Source organism: Bacillus sp. S71, from assembly GCF_016625265.1.
Classification (GTDB): Bacteria; Bacillota; Bacilli; order Bacillales; family Bacillaceae_G; genus Bacillus_A; species Bacillus_A cereus.
Window position 1 is genome coordinate 134417 of record NZ_JACVUW010000011.1, and the last position, 18504, is coordinate 152920.

Consider the following 18504-nt stretch of genomic DNA (forward strand, 5'->3'; position numbering starts at 1 on the left):
GGTAGTAAAGAATGCCTAACAGTCAAAAGATTCGTCATTCGTTATCATCTGCGCAGTCTGGTATGTGGTTTGCGCAACAATTAGATCCGCTTAATCCGATATATAATACTGGGGAATATGTAGAAATAAACGGGAATATTCATCAAGACATTTTTGAATTAGCTGTACGTAAAGTTGTAATGGAAGCAGAAGCACTTCACGTTCGCTTCGAAGAGGATGAAATTGGCCCATGGCAAGTTATTGAAGAATCACAGTTCCATATGCATTTTATTGACGTTCGGAAAGAAGAAAACCCTGAAGAAGCTGCTAAAGTATGGATGAAAAATGATTTATCTATGCCAGTCGATTTGAAAAAAGATACTTTATTTACTGAAGTACTTATTCAAGTTGAAAATAATCGTTTCTTTTGGTATCAGCGTATCCATCACATTGTGATGGATGGCTATGGATTTTCACTTCTTAGCCAAAAGGTAGCGAATGAGTATACATCACTTATAGAAGAAACAAACAAGAATGAAAAGCCATTTGGTTCTCTTGCAAAAGTTGTGCAAGAAGATATTGAGTATCGTGAGTCTAAACAATTTCAGGAAAATCGTACTTTTTGGTTAGAAAAGTTTGCAGATGCCCCAGAAGTTGTAAGTTTGGCAGAACGAGCACCGAGAACATCAAATGGATTTTCACGAGAAACAGCTTATTTATCTAGTTCTAGCACGAAAACTTTACTAGAAGATATCAATATTTCGTTAACAAGTTGGCCGGAATTCATTGTCGCTGTAACAAGTATTTATATGCATAAATTAACAGGTGAAAATGATATTGTTTTAGGTTTACCGATGATGGGACGTTTAGGTTCTGTATCTATTCATACACCAAGTATGGTAATGAATTTAGTTCCACTTCGTATTACAGTAACTCCAAATATAACTCTTGCGGAATTATTGCAGCAAGTTTCTAAAGAAATTCGAGATGTACGTCACCATCATAAATACCGTCATGAGGAATTAAGAAGAGACTTAAAGTTACTAGGTGAAAATCAAAGGTTGTTTGGACCGTTAGTGAATGTTATGCCTTTTGATTACGGGCTTAATTTTGCTGGAAATCGTGGTATTACACATAACTTATCAGCAGGACCTGTAGATGATTTATCGATAAATGTATATAAACGTTTTGATCAAAATGAGCTAATGATTCATTTTGATGCGAATCCCGAAGTATATAATGGCGCAGAGCTAGCATTGCATAAAGAAAGATTTATGAATCTATTTGAATTAGTAATAAATAATTATGAGAAAAACGAGTCGATTGGAAAAATAAACATTACTCTGCCTGAAGAAAATCATAAAGTTTTATTGGAATGGAATGAAACGAAGGAAGATGATGAGTTAATTAGTCTACCTATATCATTTGAAAAACAAGTGCAAAAAAATCCAAATAAACTAGCGATTACTTGTGACGGTGTAAACCTTACGTATAAAGAGCTAAATGAACGAGCGAATGAACTAGCACATTATTTAGTAGAAGAAGGAATACGACCAAATCAGTTTGTAGCTTTAGTATTCCCTAGATCAATAGAAATGGTAGTTAGTATGCTAGCAGTCGTAAAGGCTGGTGCAGCGTATTTACCAATAGATCCAGAATACCCAGCAGAAAGAGTTAATTATATAGTAAATGATGCAAAACCAGTTTGTATCATAACACATTCATCTGTTTCATCTAAGTTAGTTATAGAAAATGATATGAAAAAAATTGTATTAGATGATGAAGAAACGAAAATAGCGTTACATACATATTCTCGTATGAATATAGCATGTAAGAATGATGTATCACTTTTAAACCCAGCCTATACAATATATACTTCAGGCTCAACAGGAAACCCAAAAGGTGTAATTGTTCCTATGAGAGGTTTAAGTAACTTTTTAATGGCTATGCAACAAAAGTTTTCATTAAATGAAAATGATCATTTATTAGCAGTTACAACGTTTGCGTTTGATATTTCTGCTCTAGAAATTTATTTACCTCTTATTAGTGGTGCAAGTTTAACAATTGCGCAAAAAGAAGACATACAAGAGCCATCAGCATTAACGACACTTTTACAAGAAGAAAGAGTGACCATTATGCAGGCTACACCGACGCTTTGGCAGGCGTTAGTAACTGATTATCCAGAAAAGCTACAAGGGCTAAACATACTAGTTGGTGGTGAAGCTCTTCCAGCGCATTTAGCAAATAAATTAAAAGAATTAGGTTGCTCAATAACTAATTTATATGGACCAACTGAAACGACGATTTGGTCTACTTTCATGAACATTGATGAAGGTGAAAAGGGTATACCTCCTATCGGAAAGCCAATTTGCAACACAGAAGTGTATGTATTGGATGCAGGGTTACAACCAGTTCCACCTGGAGTTATTGGGGAATTATATATTGCAGGGGAAGGACTTGCAAGCGGATATTTAGGAAAACCTGAGTTAACAGCTGAACGGTTTGTTGCAAATCCTTATGGAGAATCAGGGAAGCGCATGTACCGTACAGGAGATCTTGTGAAATGGCGTAGTGATGGTGCGTTAGAGTACATTAGTCGCGCAGATCATCAAATTAAAATTCGTGGATTCCGAATTGAATTAGCTGAAATTGAAACGGTATTACAACGACATGAAAATATTCAACAAGCGGTAGTAATGGTACGAGAAGATCGTCCAAATGATAAACGCATCATTGCGTATATCGTTGCAGAAGAAAAGGAACCGATTAATCTTTCAGAAATTCGTTCTTATGTTTCAGAAAGTTTAGCGAATTATATGATACCATCGGCATTTGTTGTGCTAGAAGAATTACCATTAACGCCAAATGGTAAGGTTGACAGAAAGAAATTACCTGCTCCTGATTTTAATGGAATGAACAATGAGAGGGTTGCTAGAAATCCGAAAGAAGAAATATTATGTGATTTATTTGCAGAAGTACTTGGTGTTTCTCGAATTAGCATTGATGATAATTTCTTTGAAATGGGTGGACATTCACTTCTCGCATCTCGTTTAATGGCAAGAATTCGTGAAACGTTAAGTGTGGAATTAGGAATTGGGAAACTATTTGAATCACCAACTGTTGCCGAACTGGCGCAACAATTAAACCATGCAAAAAGTGCAAGACCAGCTATTCAGAAAGCAAGTAGGTCAAATGAAATTCCACTTTCATTTGCACAGCGCAGGTTATGGTTCTTAAATTGTTTAGAAGGTCCAAGTCCTACTTATAATATTCCGCTAGTCATTCGTATGAATGGAATATTGAATCGGGAAGCATTACAAGGTGCTTTTTATGATGTAGTTGAGAAACATGAAACACTTAGAACAATTTTCCCTAACGTATTAGGTAGTTCCTATCAGAAAATTTTAGATATGGAAAACTTAAATCTAGAAATGGTAATAACTAATACATGTAAAGATGAATTAGAAAGTGTACTTTCAAAGGCGGTAAGATATAGTTTTAACCTCGATATTGAGCCGGCAGTTCGTTTGCAACTTTTTACAGTGAGTGAAACCGAACATGTATTATTAATTTTATTACATCATATTGTAGGTGATGGCTGGTCATTACAGCCGTTAACGAGAGATTTTACAGCGGCGTATAAAGCACGATGTCAAGGTGACAGAGTTCAGCTGGAGACACTACCCGTTCAATACGCAGATTATGCACTTTGGCAACAGCAATTGCTAGGTGATGAAACGACACCAGAGAGTCTTATTTCAACACAATTAGATTTTTGGAAAGAAGAACTTAAAGGTTTACCAGACCAAATGGAGTTACCTACAGATTTCCAGCGTCCAATTGAGACGAGTTACCGCGGGGAAACAATTCATTTTCATATAGATGAAGGTATGCATAGTAGGTTAGTAGAGCTTGCACGTAAAAATGGAGTTAGTTTGTTTATGGTATTGCAAGCAGGGCTTAGTGCACTATTTACAAGATTAGGTGCAGGAACTGATATACCAATTGGAAGTCCGATTGCTGGAAGAAATGATGATGTACTTTCAGATATCGTTGGTTTATTTGTAAATACATTAGTGTTACGTACAAATACGTCAGGAGATCCAAGTTTTAAAGAATTATTAAATAGAGTGAAGCAGGTAAATCTTGCAGCTTATGAAAATCAAGATGTTCCATTTGAAAGGCTTGTTGAAGTGTTAAATCCAGTACGTACTCGAAACAGCCACCCGTTATTTCAAGTTATGTTAGCTTTTCAAAATACACCAGAAGCAACGTTTCATGCACCAGATTTAGAAGCGAGCCTTGAAATTCAAAGCGTTGGTTCTGCAAAATTTGATTTAACATTTGAAATTAGTGAGAGTAACGGGGTTGATGGTACTCCGAACGGTTTACATGGATTACTAGAGTTTAGTACCGATTTATATAAACGTGAAACGGTTCAAAAACTAATAGAACGATTCATTTTGTTATTAGATGATGCAGCTACAAATCCGGATCAATCAATTGGCAGATTAGAAATATTAACTGTAGCAGAGAAAAATACAGTGTTAGAAAAGTGGAATGGTGGTTTTCAAATTGTACCAGAGATGACATTGCCACAATTGTTTGAAAAGCAGGCTCATATAAATCCAAATTCTATAGCTGTTGTCTTTGAAGATAAGAAATTAACTTATGAAGAGTTAAATAGAAAAGCAAATAAAATAGCTCGATTCCTAATAGCAAAAGGGATTGGTCCTGATCAACTAGTTGCTTTAGCGATGCCAAGATCATTAAACATGGTTGTAAGCTTATTAGCTGTTCTTAAAGCTGGTGCTGGATACCTTCCGTTAGATCCAGATTACCCAGCAGACCGCATTTCATTTATGCTACACGATGCGAAACCATCATGTGTTTTAACGAATTCAGAAGTGGAAATTGAATGTGATGAGGCACTAAAAGTTTTAGTTGATGATGTGAAAGTAATAGCAGAAGTTGAGAAATATAGTGATGACAATATTGATGAAATGGAACGAATTAAGCCATTATCTCCATCACATATTGCTTACGTTATTTATACGTCAGGCTCAACGGGTAGACCGAAAGGCGTTATGATACCTCATCAAAATGTAGTAAGACTTTTAGGAGCAACTGATCATTGGTTCCAGTTTGACGGAAACGATGTTTGGACGATGTTCCATTCATACGCTTTTGATTTCTCGGTTTGGGAAATTTGGGGACCTTTATTATACGGAGGGCGTTTAGTTGTAGTGCCACATACTGTAAGTCGCTCACCGAAAGAATTTTTACAGCTTCTTGTTAAAGAAAAGGTTACAGTTTTAAACCAAACTCCATCAGCGTTCTATCAATTGATGCAAGCAGATCGTGAAAATGAAGAGATTGGCCAAAAATTATCTTTACGATATGTTGTTTTTGGAGGAGAAGCACTTGAGCTAAGTCGCTTAGAAGATTGGTATAGTCGACATCCTCATAACGCACCAAAGCTTATTAATATGTACGGTATTACGGAGACGACAGTACATGTTAGTTATATTGAATTAGATGAAACTATCGTCTCTTTACGAGCAAATAGTTTAATTGGGTGCAGTATACCTGACCTTAAAGTGTATGTGTTAGACAACTATTTACAACCAGTGCCACCTGGAGTAGTTGGAGAAATGTATGTTGCAGGTGCAGGGCTTGCGCGTGGATATTTAGGAAGAGCAGGATTAACGGCTGAACGCTTTATCGCAGATCCATTTGGCAAGCCAGGTACAAGAATGTATCGTACAGGAGACTTAGCTCGCTGGCGTAAAGATGGGACGCTAGATTATATAGGACGTGCAGATCATCAAATAAAAATTCGTGGATTTCGAATTGAATTAGGAGAAATAGAAGCAGTCATAATGAAGCACCCTAAAGTTGAGCAAGTAGCCGTTATTGTACGGGAAGATCAACCAGGGGATAAACGGTTAGTTTCTTATATCGTTGCATCAAATAATGAAGCGATTGATACGAATGAAATGCGTCAGTTTGCTGGTGGTAGTTTACCAGATTATATGGTTCCATACGCTTTTGTAGTAGTAAATGAGTTACCTTTAACTCCAAACGGTAAATTAGATAGAAAGGCATTGCCAGCTCCAGAATTTATCGCATCATCTTCTAGTCGTGGTCCAAGAACACCGCAAGAAGAAATGTTATGTGACTTGTTTACAGAAGTGCTAAGTGTACCTCAAATTGGAATTGATGACGGATTCTTTGATCTTGGTGGCCATTCACTCCTTGCAGTACAGCTTATGAGCCGCATTAAAGAGGCGCTTGGAGTGGAACTAAACATTGGTACTTTATTTGCAGCACCGACTGTTGCAGGGTTAGCTGAAAGACTTGAGATGGGGAATGGTCAAAGTGCACTTGATGTGTTGCTTCCATTACGAGCAAGCGGGGATCAATTACCACTATTTTGTGTACATCCAGCAGGTGGATTAAGTTGGTGCTATGCAGGACTTATGAAATCTTTAGGGACAGATTATCCAATCTATGGTGTACAAGCACGTGGTATCGCTAAAAATGAAGAACTTCCAAAAAGTTTAGAGGAGATGGCGGCGGATTACTTGAAACACGTTCGTGAAGTACAGCCTCATGGACCATATCGTTTATTAGGTTGGTCGCTTGGAGGAAATGTTGTGCATGCAATGGCGGCGCAACTACAAAATGAAGGGGAAGAAGTAGAATTACTCGTTATGCTTGATTCTTATCCTGGACACTTCTTGCCGAATACGGAAGCGCCTACTGAAGAGGAAGCGTTAATCGCATTACTCGCTTTAGGCGGATATGACCCAGATAACATGGATGGTAAACCACTTACAATGGAAAGTGCAGTTGAAATCCTTCGTAAAGATGGAAGTGCATTAGCAAGTCTTGAAGAAGAGACTATATTGAACTTGAAAGAAACATATGTAAATTCAGTAGGGTTGTTAGGGAAATATGTACCGAAAGTTTATAACGGAGACATCTTATTCTTTAGATCTACTGTTATACCAGACTGGTTTGATCCTATTTCTCCAAATACGTGGCTAAATTATTTAGATGGGCAAATTGTGCAGCATGATATTGACTGTAGACATAAAGATTTATGTCAGCCAGGTCCACTTACGGAAATTGGACAAGTATTAGCGAAATATTTGCAGAATAAGAAAGGGGTAAGTAGAGTATGACGAATCCATTTGAAAATGATAATTACACATATAAAGTATTAATAAATGAGGAGGGCCAGTATTCTCTCTGGCCTGCTTTTCTCGATGTACCTATTGGCTGGAGTGTCGTATATGAAGAAGCTAGTAGGCAGAGTTGCTTAGAATATGTTGAATATAACTGGAAAGATTTGAATCCAAAAAGTAATCAAGTTCGTGAAAAAACATTAGCAGGAAAACGATAATGAAAGCAAAACTAAATCCAAAAGTAGTCGTAAGTATCGTTTATATAACTGCGATGTTTATGGCTGCGATGGATGCAACGATTGTAAATGTAGCACTACAAACGATAAGTAAAGAACTACAAGTACCTCCATCTGCAATGGGGACGGTTAATGTTGGGTATTTAGTTAGTTTAGCTGTTTTCCTTCCGATTTCTGGTTGGTTAGGAGATCGATTTGGTACGAAAAGAGTATTTTTAATTGCTCTTTTCGTATTTACAATTGCCTCTGCTTTATGCGGAATGGCTAACGATATTACTTCATTGAATATTTTCCGTATTATTCAAGGTGCTGGTGGAGGGCTTTTAACACCGGTCGGAATGGCGATGTTATTTCGAACATTTTCACGAGAGGAAAGACCGAAGATTTCTCGGTTCATTGTACTTCCAATTGCTGTAGCACCAGCAATTGGTCCTATCATCGGTGGTTTCTTTGTAGATCAAATGTCTTGGCGTTGGGCATTTTATATTAATCTACCGTTTGGAATCGTTGCATTGCTCTTTGGACTTCTATTTTTAGCAGAGCATGTTGAAAAATCAGCTGGTCGCTTTGATTCTCTCGGCTTTATTTTATCAGCACCAGGATTTGCGATGCTCATATATGCACTCAGCCAGGGACCATCAAAAGGGTGGATTTCTCCAGAAATTATGAGTACTGGGATAGCTGGGGTTGTATTCATTACATTGTTTATAATCGTAGAACTGAAAGTAAAGCAACCAATGTTAGATTTACGCTTATTAAAAGAACCAGTCTTTAGAAAGATGAGCCTTATATCATTATTTTCATCAGCTGGTTTACTAGGAATGTTATTTGTTTTTCCACTTATGTATCAAAATGTGATAGGAGTTTCCGCGCTAGAATCAGGACTTACGACATTTCCAGAGGCGATTGGATTAATGATTTCTTCACAAATTGTGCCATGGTCATATAAGAAATTAGGAGCTCGAAAGGTAATTTCTATAGGATTAATTTGTACGGCGATTATCTTTGTTTTATTAAGTTTTGTAAATCACGATACGAATCCGTGGCAAATTCGGGCATTATTGTTTGGTATCGGTATTTTCTTAGGTCAATCTGTCGGTGCGGTTCAATTTTCTGCCTTTAACAATATCACGCCGCCTTCCATGGGGAGAGCGACTACTATATTCAATGTGCAAAATCGATTAGGTTCAGCTATAGGAGTAGCTGTTTTAGCTAGTATACTAGCTGGTTTTGGAAGTAATAACGTTCAATCCGATTTTTTACCATATCAAGCAGCATTAATTGGATCAGCAATATTTTTGCTCATAGCACTACTATTTTCTTTACGTATTTCCGATAAAGAGGTAATGTCAAATAAGAAAGAAAAAACATTATCTGTATCAAAAAAAGAGAAAGCACTCGTCAATGAATAACAATATACGTATGCTTTTTTATGAAAATTGATATTCGTTGAATAAAGGAGAGTTTACATGATAGAAAGTAAAGTTGCAGATTCTGTTCCAACTTTGAATGAGAATGATTGTCAAATATGGTGGGCAAGAATTTCAGATTTACAATCATGGCATTACAATTTACTAAATGATATAGAGCGAGAGAAAGCAAATTCGTATCATCATTCGGCAGATCGAGCTCGTTTTATAATAGGTTGCGTAATTAGTAGATTCGTTCTCGGCAAGATACTTTCTATGTCACCAGTCCAAGTACCAATTGATCGAATGTGCTCAGTATGTAAATTGCAACATGGTAGACCACAATTACCAGAAGGTATGCCGCAATTATCTGTTTCGCATTCAGGTGAGTGGGTTGTCGTTGCATTTACAAAATCTGCACCTGTTGGCATAGATGTAGAACAAATGAATCCAAATGTAGATGTTGTGAAAATGGCAGAAGGTGTATTAACAGACATTGAAATAGCGCAAGTTATGAAACTACCAAATGAACAGAAAATAGAAGGTTTTTTAACATATTGGACTCGAAAAGAAGCGGTGCTGAAAGCGACAGGCGAAGGACTATTGATTCCGCCAGTACATATTACAGTATCAGCTCCAAATGATCCTCCAAACTTGTTGGTTTTTAAGGATAGACAAGAGTTAGCAAGTAATACAATGATGGAAGATGTAAGGCCTAGTTTAGATTATAGGGCCTCTGTTGCAATATTCAGTAAGGAAGTGACTGAAATTACGCAATTAGACGCGGCAGCACTTTTAAATCTTAAATAAAAAAATTATAGAAGAGGTGTTCCTCATGTTAGTAGCGGAAAATAGAAAGAATGAATTCACTTATAACGTACAAGCAATTAAAAATATTTTATTTTCTGGAGATACATCATCCATTCATGCTTTAGAAAAGCTTTTAAATGATACAGTTCAGTTTGATGTTCTTGAACAAGAGGCACTTGGTAGACAGAACATTCCGAAAGAAGCAAAGAATTTCTTTGATAAAGATGGAACATTTCTTTACCGTGTATCTAATGTTAGTTATAAAGGAAAGGTGTTATCTGAAAATCTAATTTTTGCAGACACTTCGTTTTTACCGGACGCAATAAAGAGTGAATTAGAGAGTGGAAATATTCCTGTTGAAAAGCTTATAGAAAAGATGGAAGTAAGAAGAAACGTATTATATGAAGGATATCAGCCATCTGGAAATATTATTGAATTGTTTGATGGATGTTCTGTTACAGCGAATGTGTATCCAACTAGAAAGTATCAAATTGTAAGTAACTGCAAATGTGTATTTTATATTTGTGAAGTGTATCATGCAGAGAATATAAAGCAATTGCTTAAATAAAAACGAGAAACCAGCCTATAAAATGGCTGGTTTCTTGTTTATTTAACAGCTTCTTTTAATTCTTTACCTGCTTTAAATGCAGGAACTTTACCAGCTGCGATTTGAATTTCTTCGCCAGTTTGCGGATTACGTCCTGTACGAGCAGATCTTTCGCGCACTTCAAAAGTTCCAAATCCGATTAATTGAACTTTATCGCCAGATTGTAATGCATTAGCAATTGTGTCAAATACGGATTGTACAGCTGCAGAAGCGTCCTTTTGAGAAATATCAGCTGATTGTGCTACGTTTTTAATTAATTCTGTTTTGTTCATGTTTTCACCTCATAAAAAAATTTTTGGAATGAATGTTTTAGTATAATAGATAGTAAAGATAAAGCTATCACTATGATTAGAAAGAATACTATATAATTATGTTAATTTCGTTGCAAGAGACTGAATCCCTTCTATTATTTAGGGATTAATTAAGAATCGATACATATAAAAAGCTTTAATATGAGGATGAGGGGGAGTATATGAATGATTTTTCGTGAAAAAAATGAGAAGGAAAGTATATTAATTCGTCAACATGATCATGGTTTTTTAGCTGGAGAGATTGCAAAACATATAAAAGAACACTTTTTTGAAAGTAAAACATATTTAAAAGAAACAGTTGATGCAATATTTGAGCATGACAGAGGATGGATAGAGCTAGATAAAGTACCAATTTTAAATGATGCTAAAAATATTCCATATACATTTATGGATTGTCCAAGCCCATTACGTTTTGTTTTTTATACGATTGGTTTGAATGAAATTGAAAATTATAATCCATACGGGGCATTGCTTTGCAGTAAACATTTTTTATCATTTCCACTAAACGAGGAAGATGAAGAGATGATGTCATTTTATAAACATGAATTAGAACGACAAAAAAGAATTTTGAAAACGTTAACAAAGGAACAGTTTGCGATGTTTGATAAACATTATAGATTATTAAAGTTTTGTGATGAACTTTCTTTATACGTATGTATGAATAAGCCTGGTGTAAAAAAGAAAGATGAAATTGATTTATTTAAAGATGGTTTTGAAGGAACAGAAATGTTTAATAGTAAGGATGAGAAACTTATTCAAGCTGAATGGGTGGACGAGGAAACAATTCGGATTACACCATTTCCATTTCAAACGGAATTTCATACGTATGTAAAATATAAAACGATAAATAAACATGAAATGAAAGAAAAAGGGATTGCAAAGGCTGATAGAGAATCAGAAATGAAGAAACAAACCATTCGTTTCATACAATAAGGAGGTAATATAAATTGAAAGAATATATATTAAAACAGTGTGATTATCATGCTTGGGCTAATACAATATTATTCAATCGATTAAAAGAGTTACCAAACTATGAGACAATTTTTAATGAGCAGATACAGAGTGTATTCCCATCCATTAAGGATACTTTTGTGCATATTTATATTACAGATCAAGTGTGGTTACATATATTGCATGGTAAAAGTATGAATGAAGCAATACAAGACCGAGAAGATTTACGAAAACGAATTGAAACTAAATCGTTACATGAATTAGAAAAAATGTTTGAAAATATGGCAAATCAATATAAAGACTTTTTAATTACAATACAAGATGTGAATGCTGTATTTGTTATTGAGAATCCATATGCAGGTGCATTAGAAGCTTCAATTTTAGAGTTAGTACAACATGTCGTAAATCATGGTACATATCATAGAGGAAATATAACAGCGATGATCCGTCAACTTGGTCATTCGTCGACAATGATGGATTTTGTACTGTATTTACATATGGTTAAAAAGCAGGGAGAGTAATATAGTTTGTAAGAAGGAGAGGCTTTAATTATAGAAGTCTCTCCTTCTATTTTATTCCACATTTATGGTAGATCGACTGATTAAAGTTTTCTTAAGAAGCTTTATTTTCTTGTAATTGCTTAGCGTATTGTACAGCCTTAAATGCATTGACTCTACCATTTTTCCAGTACGTACCTGTACCACTAATTTTCTCAGAAGTTGACTCAATAATTTGGCGAATTTGTGTATTACTATATCCTTGATTTGCTAAAAGAGCAGCGACTCCTGCAACATGAGGTGTTGCCATAGATGTACCACTTAATGATTGATACGTGCTTCCTTTATATGTTGAATATATATTTGAACCTGGTGCTGCAACATCTACCCAGCTACCATAAGTAGAAAATGAAGATTTTCTATCTGATTGATCTGTAGAACCAACTGCAATTACTTCGCTGTAATAAGCAGGGTAATTAGCTTTTGTATTTCCAGCATTTCCAGCAGCTGCAACTATAACAGAGCCTTTATTCCATGCATATTGAACGGCTTGTTGTAATGCAGTACCACCATTTGGAGCTCCTAAACTTAAACTAATTACTTTTGCACCCGAATCAGCAGCTTCTCGAATACCTTGCGCTACAGCATCAAGAGTACCACTTCCTTGATTATCTAATACGCGGACAGCATAAATTGAAGTTTGTGGGGCAACACCAGCAATTCCGACACTGTTATTCGTAAGTGCTCCAGTAATTCCAGCGCAATGTGTACCATGACCATTACCATCATCAGATGTATTGTCGTTATCAACATAATCATGCCCATAAATTACTTTCGAAGCCAAATCAGGATGTGAACCTTGAACTCCTGTATCAATAATAGCTACTTTTACACCAGGATCACTTCGTTGGCTATCCCAAGCTTGTGGAGCTTGAATCTTTTGTAATCCATATTGATTTTTAAAATATGGGTCGTTTGGAGTCCAAAAGGCGTGAACGTAATAATTCGGTTCTGCATATTCCACATCTGGATTATTTTTATAACTCTTTATTTTTTCTTTTACAGTACCTTTTGAAAATTGTACGACTTCAAAACCTAACTTATCATCTTTAGATAAGACATTAGCTCCGACAGATTTATGAAAAGATTGCACATTACTTAAAGATGCATTTTGCTTGAACTTAACGATTAATTGGTTAGGAACGTAATCAGTAGATGATGTTTCAGCGCTTGAAGTATTTGTGTTAAAGAAGAAACCACCAATAATAAATGATAAAACAGATAGGAAAACAATGATTTTGTTTTTCAAAAGATTTTTCCTCCCTTTTCTTGGATGAGTTTTTCAGCGACACTTTAATGTCGCATTCCTTTTCAACTATATAGTTAGACCATACGATTTATGACATTTATGTGAAAAACTTTTGGAGGAATAAAAAGGAGTAAACATTGATATAAATATATTTTTAATGATAGTAATTAAGTAAAAGAGGGGATGAAAAAAGGAATGCTCATCATGTATGAGTCATTCCTTTTTTCATAGATTAACTTGCCTGTTTTTTATTATTTTCTTTCAATTTCTCTGCTTGTAAAAAGCGATTCGTTTCAGCAACAACAATACTACTTAATCCAATTAGACCAATTAAGTTTGGAATGGCCATAAGTCCATTTGCAATATCAGCAAATGTCCATACGATTCCTAGCTTTAAATTAGCACCAATTGCAATCATGAAAATAAAGATTGCTTTATAATATTTAACAGCACTTTCTCCGAATAAATAAGCTACACATTTTTCTCCATAATACGACCAGCCTAAAATAGTAGAGTAGGCAAATAAAATAATTGCGATACCGAGAATCATACTACCAGCAGTACCAAATACAGATTGGAATGCAAGTGTTGTAGCTTCAACACCAGTTTTACCAGATTTCCAAGCACCTGTAGTAATTAATACTAGTCCTGTAATTGTACATACAATAAACGTATCTAGAAAAGTACCAGTCATTGAAACTAAAGCTTGCTTTGCAGGTGAATCAGTTTTTGCAGCCGCCGCCGCAATTGGTGCACTCCCTAAACCAGCTTCATTCGCAAATACACCACGCGCCATTCCGATTTGAATAGCTGATGCAACTGTTGCCCCAATAAAACCACCAGCAGCTGCTGTACCATTAAATGCACCAGAAAAAATAAGTGAAAATGCTTCAGGAATTTGGTCGTAGTGATAGAAAATAATTATAAGACCAGCAATTATATAAAAGAAAGCTTTAATAGGAACGACATATCCCGTCACTTTCCCGATTTTTTTTACACCGCCTAAAATAACAATTGCGATTAAAAATGCCATTAGTATACCAGTTAAAGCAGGAGGGAAAGAGAAATTAATTCGCATTGCCTCTGCAACTGAATTAGATTGCACCATATTACCAATACCGAAAGAAGCAGTTGTACCGAATATAGCGAATAATACTGCTAGCCATTTCTTACCCAAACCACGTTCTAAATAATACATTGGCCCACCTGAATATTCACCATTTTCATTACTAACACGGTATTTCACTGCAAGTATTGCTTCAGCATACTTTGTTGCCATACCGAACAATGCGGTAATCCACATCCAAAATATTGCACCAGGTCCACCTATAGTAACAGCTGTTGCAACACCGGCTATATTTCCCATACCAATCGTTGCGGCCATAGCTGTCATAAGTGCTTGGAAGTGACTAATATCTCCAGAAGAAGAAGTATCTTCTGATTTTTTAAACGCTAGTTTGTGAGCGTATAATAGTTTACTAAACTGTAAACCTTTCAAACGCACTGTGAGAATGACACCAGTTCCAACGAGTAGCAACAAAGTTGGTAATCCCCACACGTATTGATTTAGTTGTTCTAATACTTTACTTACTGTCTCCATCTTTATTCTCCTTTTTTAGAAAAAATAAAAACCACTTCAAGTAAATGAAATGGTCTCTGGAGAAACAAGGGATAGAAAAATAAACCGATACAATCGGCTTTTTCTTTCGCTTGTCTCTGTCCTTTTACCTGAGAGATTATCCGCTAAAGTAGCGGATTTGCTCCTTCGGTGCTCGTTTTCCTCCGCGCTCTATAAAAGCGAGAGGGAGTCTCTCCAGAGATTCGTCCCCATGCAGTTCTACTTGTAACCAAGACCTGAGAGTTTCAAAGTTGGTATAACAACTTTTTGCCCCGTCGGTAGATCAATAGACCTTCTCCTGAATGGTTCATCCGAATTATAAAATTTACAAACACATTGATTGTAAATCAATAAAAACATTATAGACATACAAATTGTGAATTGCAATCATTTTTTATTTTAAAATAGTAAATAGTTTTATTTTTTTGTAAGTCCTAATTTATCTTCAACTTCATTTAAAGTAGATAAAGCGATGACAATATGTTGATCCGCAAGTCCTAAAGCTTGTTTTGTTTTTTCAATAGTTTCATTGGTTGGAATAGAGTTATTTGTTCCGTCTATAATCAAATTTGCTGCATTTTTCATGAAATTTGATGCGGATTTAAACTGAGTTGTGAATTGAAGGAGTTGTTTTTGTATATCTATATCTGCTATGTTTTCTTCAATTTTAAGTGTGTCTATTTCGTTCATAATTGTTTCATACTGCTTGGAAACAGCATTCATTGTAACTAATAGTTTATTTCGATCTACTGAATCTCCATTCGTGTTAATCTCTTCCCAGGCAGGCAACCAATCTTTTTCGATGATGTCATTATAAGTAGTAGTCAATTCATTAATTTTAGGTTGTAATTTCGTTTTGAAAGTTTTTGTATCCGCTGTTTCTACAGGTGCTTTTTCGTTGTTATTTTTAACATTAGTAACGTAGAAAATTGTACCGAAAATGATGAAAATAGAAATAATAACTGTCCATTTAGTAAAAAATAATTTCTGCAATATGTAACGCCTCCAAAATTTAAAAACTTATAATTATAATATATAACAATAATGTTGTTTAGAGTAGAGAAAATAGGTTGGAAATGATTTAAATTATATCTTTTCTATACATAAATAATTAAAGTTAGTAAAATGATGAAAGTTATATGTGAGAAAAGAGGGTTTTTAGTGAAAATGAATAGAAGAAAACTAGTTTCAAATATTTCAATGGCTATGTTATTAGTTGGTTTAATTGCATTCATATTTATGAATAAAGAATCTAAAATTAAAGGTTTTCCAGTACCAATGTCAGCAATTCATATTAACGATGATAAGGAAGAGGACTATCAATATATAAGTGTAATGCCAATTACAAAGGCGAGTGGATGGGAGAACTTAGGGGAAAACGGGCATACTGTTAGTTTTAAAAAAGGGGAGCGGAAGGTAGCAGTAGTACATTATCCAGGAGACATTACGTATTATTTATTTGAAAAATAATTGATGATAAAAGAGATAGGGAGTAGATGATAATGTAAGATTGTTTACTTTCTATCTTTTTTGGATTTTAATTCTGAATTGTTTGAATTAAAATTATTATGCGTATAGAATAAAATAGTATTTCTTATGGAAATGAGTTGATAGTTTGCCAAGTATAAAAAATAGGATGTTTTATTGAATGATATAGATAATCAGTAATATATAATTATGTTATGTAAACTGTAAGTGGAATAAGAAAGCGAAGCAAGAGATTTGAATTTTTATATTCTAGATGTCTTTTTACAAGCTAAGTATTTCGGTAATCAATTTACAGCATTTACGGAGGGGCATCAAACTTCGAGTAAGTAAATGGATCGAATCATAAGGGGGAATTAAAAATGTTACTAAAAACAATCTACTGTAAGGTGGAAGAAGAGAAAAAGGAATTGTTTTCAAATGCGCAAGAAAAATGGCGTGATATACAGCACCTAGATGGTTTTCATGGACAATTTGGTGGATGGAATGAAGATGAGGCATGTGTATTTACTTTATGGGAAGATAGAAGTGTATATCAATCATTTATGAATGGTGCTCACGATACAATTTATTTAAATAGTAATCAAGAGGATACGTTTCTTTCATGTGAAATTGAATTATTTCAAACGTTGTATGATATAACTGATATGCATTTGAAAGACGTTGTAATAGAGGGAGCATTCGTAAGAGTTGCTATATGTGATGTAAAGTTGGAAAAGGAAAAGCATTTTTTACATAAGCAAGAAACAATTTGGAATAAAGGAATGGAAAAAGCAAAAGGAATGCTAGGTGGAGTAGTTGGGAAGTCTTTGAAAAATGAAAATCGTTACATAGTGTTAACGTATTGGAAAGATGAAATAGCGCACCAACATTATGTGGAAGAGATTTTCCCAGATTTATATAAATTAGCTAATATTCATGAAGATATAGAAAAGATACAAGGAAAACAAGCTGTATGTAAGGAAGAATGGCTTGTATATTAAACGATGAAAAAGTGCATAAATGAATGTATAATAAAGATATTTTCTTATAAACAAGTAATTAATAGAAGACGTTATATACCCTTTCATGTTAATATATTTAAGTTATAATAGGAGGCTTACCCTTTTGTATTGTACGGTAGAAGCAGTGTGAGCTTGAAATTTTTTTTAGAAAAGGATGTGCCTAATTTGCGTATCAATAAATTTATTAGTGAAGCTGGAAAAGCGTCTCGACGTGGAGCGGATAAACTAATTAATGAGAGAAGAGTAATTATTAACGGTAAGGTTGCAAAAATTGGTGACCAAGTGAACCCAGGTGATGATGTACGAGTAAATGGAGAGCAGCTTCGAATTGCTCGAGATCACGTATATATCGCTTTAAATAAACCAGTAGGTATTACATGTACGAGTGAAAAAGCTGTAAAAGGTAATATTATCGATTTAGTGAACCATCCTTTACGAATTAGTCACATTGGACGTCTTGATAAAGACTCAGACGGTTTAATTTTATTAACGAATGATGGTGATATTGTTAATGAAATTTTACGTGCTGAAAACAAACATGAGAAAGAATATATCGTTTCAGTAGATAAGCCAATTACACCTGATTTCTTAGAGAAAATGGCAGCGGGTGTTAAAATTTTAGGAACAAAAACGCTTCCTTGTGAGGTTACACAGTTATCAAAATATGAGTTCCAAATTATTTTAACACAAGGGCTAAATCGTCAAATTCGCCGTATGTGTGAAGCTTTAGGTTATCAAGTATACACGTTAAAACGTACGAGAATTATGAATATCGAATTGAATAATTTACCAGTTGGGCAGTGGAGAGATTTAACGAAGAAAGAGAAAAGACGTCTATTTGCAGACTTAAATTACGAACCACAAGATTGGTAAAATTGTGAAGTGAAACCAAAAAAATTTGGTTTCACTTTTTTAATTAAATAAATAAATTTTTTAAACACTTGCAAAAATAAAATGAATAAGATATATTAAATAACAATAAATGGATGTTTTACAAAAAGCAAAGAAAAGGACACGAGTTATTTTACCCGGTTATACAGAGAAGGAAGGAAAGCTGAGAACTTCCTAACGCAGAAAAATAACTTACCACCTTAG

The 18504-nt window shown here is 34.8% G+C and carries 14 protein-coding genes and 1 riboswitch; of the genes, 10 read left to right on the forward strand and 4 right to left on the reverse strand.

All coding sequences use genetic code 11. The features are described 5' to 3' along the window. The first annotated feature begins 11 nt into the window (after positions 1–11). Genes IBT51_RS21430 through IBT51_RS21450 form a run of 5 tightly spaced genes read left to right on the forward strand, consistent with a single transcriptional unit; the run spans position 12 to position 10195 of the window. Positions 12–7169, forward strand: coding sequence for an amino acid adenylation domain-containing protein (locus IBT51_RS21430; protein WP_200458575.1), 7158 nt, complete (start codon positions 12–14; stop codon positions 7167–7169). Beyond that, entirely contained in the window at positions 7166–7390 is a 225-nt protein-coding gene (locus IBT51_RS21435) for an MbtH family protein (RefSeq protein WP_000184060.1), read from the forward strand. The genes IBT51_RS21430 and IBT51_RS21435 overlap by 4 nt, the downstream gene beginning before the upstream one ends. Beyond that, the gene (locus tag IBT51_RS21440) at positions 7390–8820 is read left to right on the forward strand and encodes an MDR family MFS transporter (RefSeq protein WP_098679656.1); all 1431 of its coding nucleotides are present in this window, start codon (positions 7390–7392) and stop codon (positions 8818–8820) included. The genes IBT51_RS21435 and IBT51_RS21440 overlap by 1 nt, the downstream gene beginning before the upstream one ends. A gap of 57 nt (positions 8821–8877) precedes the next feature. Beyond that, positions 8878–9627 (forward strand): 4'-phosphopantetheinyl transferase Sfp, encoded by a 750-nt coding sequence (gene sfp, locus IBT51_RS21445; RefSeq protein WP_200458574.1) that lies wholly within the window; start codon positions 8878–8880, stop codon positions 9625–9627. Positions 9628–9652: 25 nt separating this feature from the next. After that, on the forward strand, positions 9653–10195 hold the full coding sequence (locus IBT51_RS21450) for a hypothetical protein (RefSeq protein ID WP_053564558.1): 543 nt from the start codon (positions 9653–9655) through the stop codon (positions 10193–10195). A gap of 38 nt (positions 10196–10233) precedes the next feature. Here the strand turns inward: IBT51_RS21450 and IBT51_RS21455 are convergent, their stop codons facing one another. Next, positions 10234–10506 (reverse strand): HU family DNA-binding protein, encoded by a 273-nt coding sequence (locus IBT51_RS21455; protein WP_001043905.1) that lies wholly within the window; start codon positions 10504–10506, stop codon positions 10234–10236. Positions 10507–10710: 204 nt separating this feature from the next. Here IBT51_RS21455 and IBT51_RS21460 point away from each other — a divergent pair, with 204 nt between their 5' ends. Then, positions 10711–11478 (forward strand): DUF3891 family protein, encoded by a 768-nt coding sequence (locus tag IBT51_RS21460; protein WP_053564557.1) that lies wholly within the window; start codon positions 10711–10713, stop codon positions 11476–11478. 14 nt (positions 11479–11492) lie between these two features. After that, a complete protein-coding gene (locus tag IBT51_RS21465; protein WP_200458573.1) occupies positions 11493–12017 on the forward strand; it encodes a DinB family protein in 525 nt (174 codons plus the stop codon). Positions 12018–12108: 91 nt separating this feature from the next. On the opposite strand, the gene IBT51_RS21470 is transcribed toward IBT51_RS21465, so the two are convergent. The 3 genes from IBT51_RS21470 to IBT51_RS21480 form a co-directional block, all read right to left on the reverse strand. After that, the gene (locus IBT51_RS21470) at positions 12109–13302 is read right to left on the reverse strand and encodes a S8 family peptidase (RefSeq protein ID WP_200458572.1); all 1194 of its coding nucleotides are present in this window, start codon (positions 13300–13302) and stop codon (positions 12109–12111) included. A gap of 232 nt (positions 13303–13534) precedes the next feature. Further along, positions 13535–14902: an alanine/glycine:cation symporter family protein gene (locus tag IBT51_RS21475; protein ID WP_071730145.1), complete on the reverse strand. Its 1368-nt coding sequence runs from the start codon at positions 14900–14902 to the stop codon at positions 13535–13537. A 106-nt stretch (positions 14903–15008) separates the two neighbouring features. Further along, a riboswitch (glycine riboswitch) is annotated at positions 15009–15129 on the reverse strand. Positions 15130–15337: 208 nt separating this feature from the next. After that, positions 15338–15913, reverse strand: coding sequence for a hypothetical protein (locus tag IBT51_RS21480; RefSeq protein ID WP_071730147.1), 576 nt, complete (start codon positions 15911–15913; stop codon positions 15338–15340). A 132-nt stretch (positions 15914–16045) separates the two neighbouring features. On the opposite strand from IBT51_RS21480, the gene IBT51_RS21485 reads away from it, so the two are divergent. From IBT51_RS21485 to rluF, 3 genes are all read left to right on the forward strand, one after another. Next, the gene (locus IBT51_RS21485; protein WP_200458571.1) at positions 16046–16390 is read left to right on the forward strand and encodes a hypothetical protein; all 345 of its coding nucleotides are present in this window, start codon (positions 16046–16048) and stop codon (positions 16388–16390) included. Between the two features lie 377 nt (positions 16391–16767). Continuing rightward, a complete protein-coding gene (locus IBT51_RS21490; RefSeq protein ID WP_000925163.1) occupies positions 16768–17388 on the forward strand; it encodes a YdbC family protein in 621 nt (206 codons plus the stop codon). A 186-nt stretch (positions 17389–17574) separates the two neighbouring features. Continuing rightward, positions 17575–18282 carry a 23S rRNA pseudouridine(2604) synthase RluF gene (gene rluF, locus IBT51_RS21495; RefSeq protein ID WP_001222162.1) on the forward strand — a complete coding sequence of 236 codons (708 nt, stop codon included), beginning with the start codon at positions 17575–17577 and terminating at the stop codon, positions 18280–18282. Positions 18283–18504: the final 222 nt, after the last annotated feature.

Coding starts and splice junctions, on each gene's coding strand:
- IBT51_RS21475 (WP_071730145.1), bottom strand. CDS start 14,902: ATGGAGACAGTAAGTAAAGTATTAGAACAACTAAATCAATACGTGTGG.
- IBT51_RS21430 (WP_200458575.1), top strand. CDS start 12: ATGCCTAACAGTCAAAAGATTCGTCATTCGTTATCATCTGCGCAGTCT.
- IBT51_RS21485 (WP_200458571.1), top strand. CDS start 16,046: ATGATGAAAGTTATATGTGAGAAAAGAGGGTTTTTAGTGAAAATGAAT.
- IBT51_RS21460 (WP_053564557.1), top strand. CDS start 10,711: ATGATTTTTCGTGAAAAAAATGAGAAGGAAAGTATATTAATTCGTCAA.
- sfp (WP_200458574.1), top strand. CDS start 8,878: ATGATAGAAAGTAAAGTTGCAGATTCTGTTCCAACTTTGAATGAGAAT.
- IBT51_RS21440 (WP_098679656.1), top strand. CDS start 7,390: ATGAAAGCAAAACTAAATCCAAAAGTAGTCGTAAGTATCGTTTATATA.
- IBT51_RS21490 (WP_000925163.1), top strand. CDS start 16,768: ATGTTACTAAAAACAATCTACTGTAAGGTGGAAGAAGAGAAAAAGGAA.
- IBT51_RS21435 (WP_000184060.1), top strand. CDS start 7,166: ATGACGAATCCATTTGAAAATGATAATTACACATATAAAGTATTAATA.
- IBT51_RS21450 (WP_053564558.1), top strand. CDS start 9,653: ATGTTAGTAGCGGAAAATAGAAAGAATGAATTCACTTATAACGTACAA.
- IBT51_RS21455 (WP_001043905.1), bottom strand. CDS start 10,506: ATGAACAAAACAGAATTAATTAAAAACGTAGCACAATCAGCTGATATT.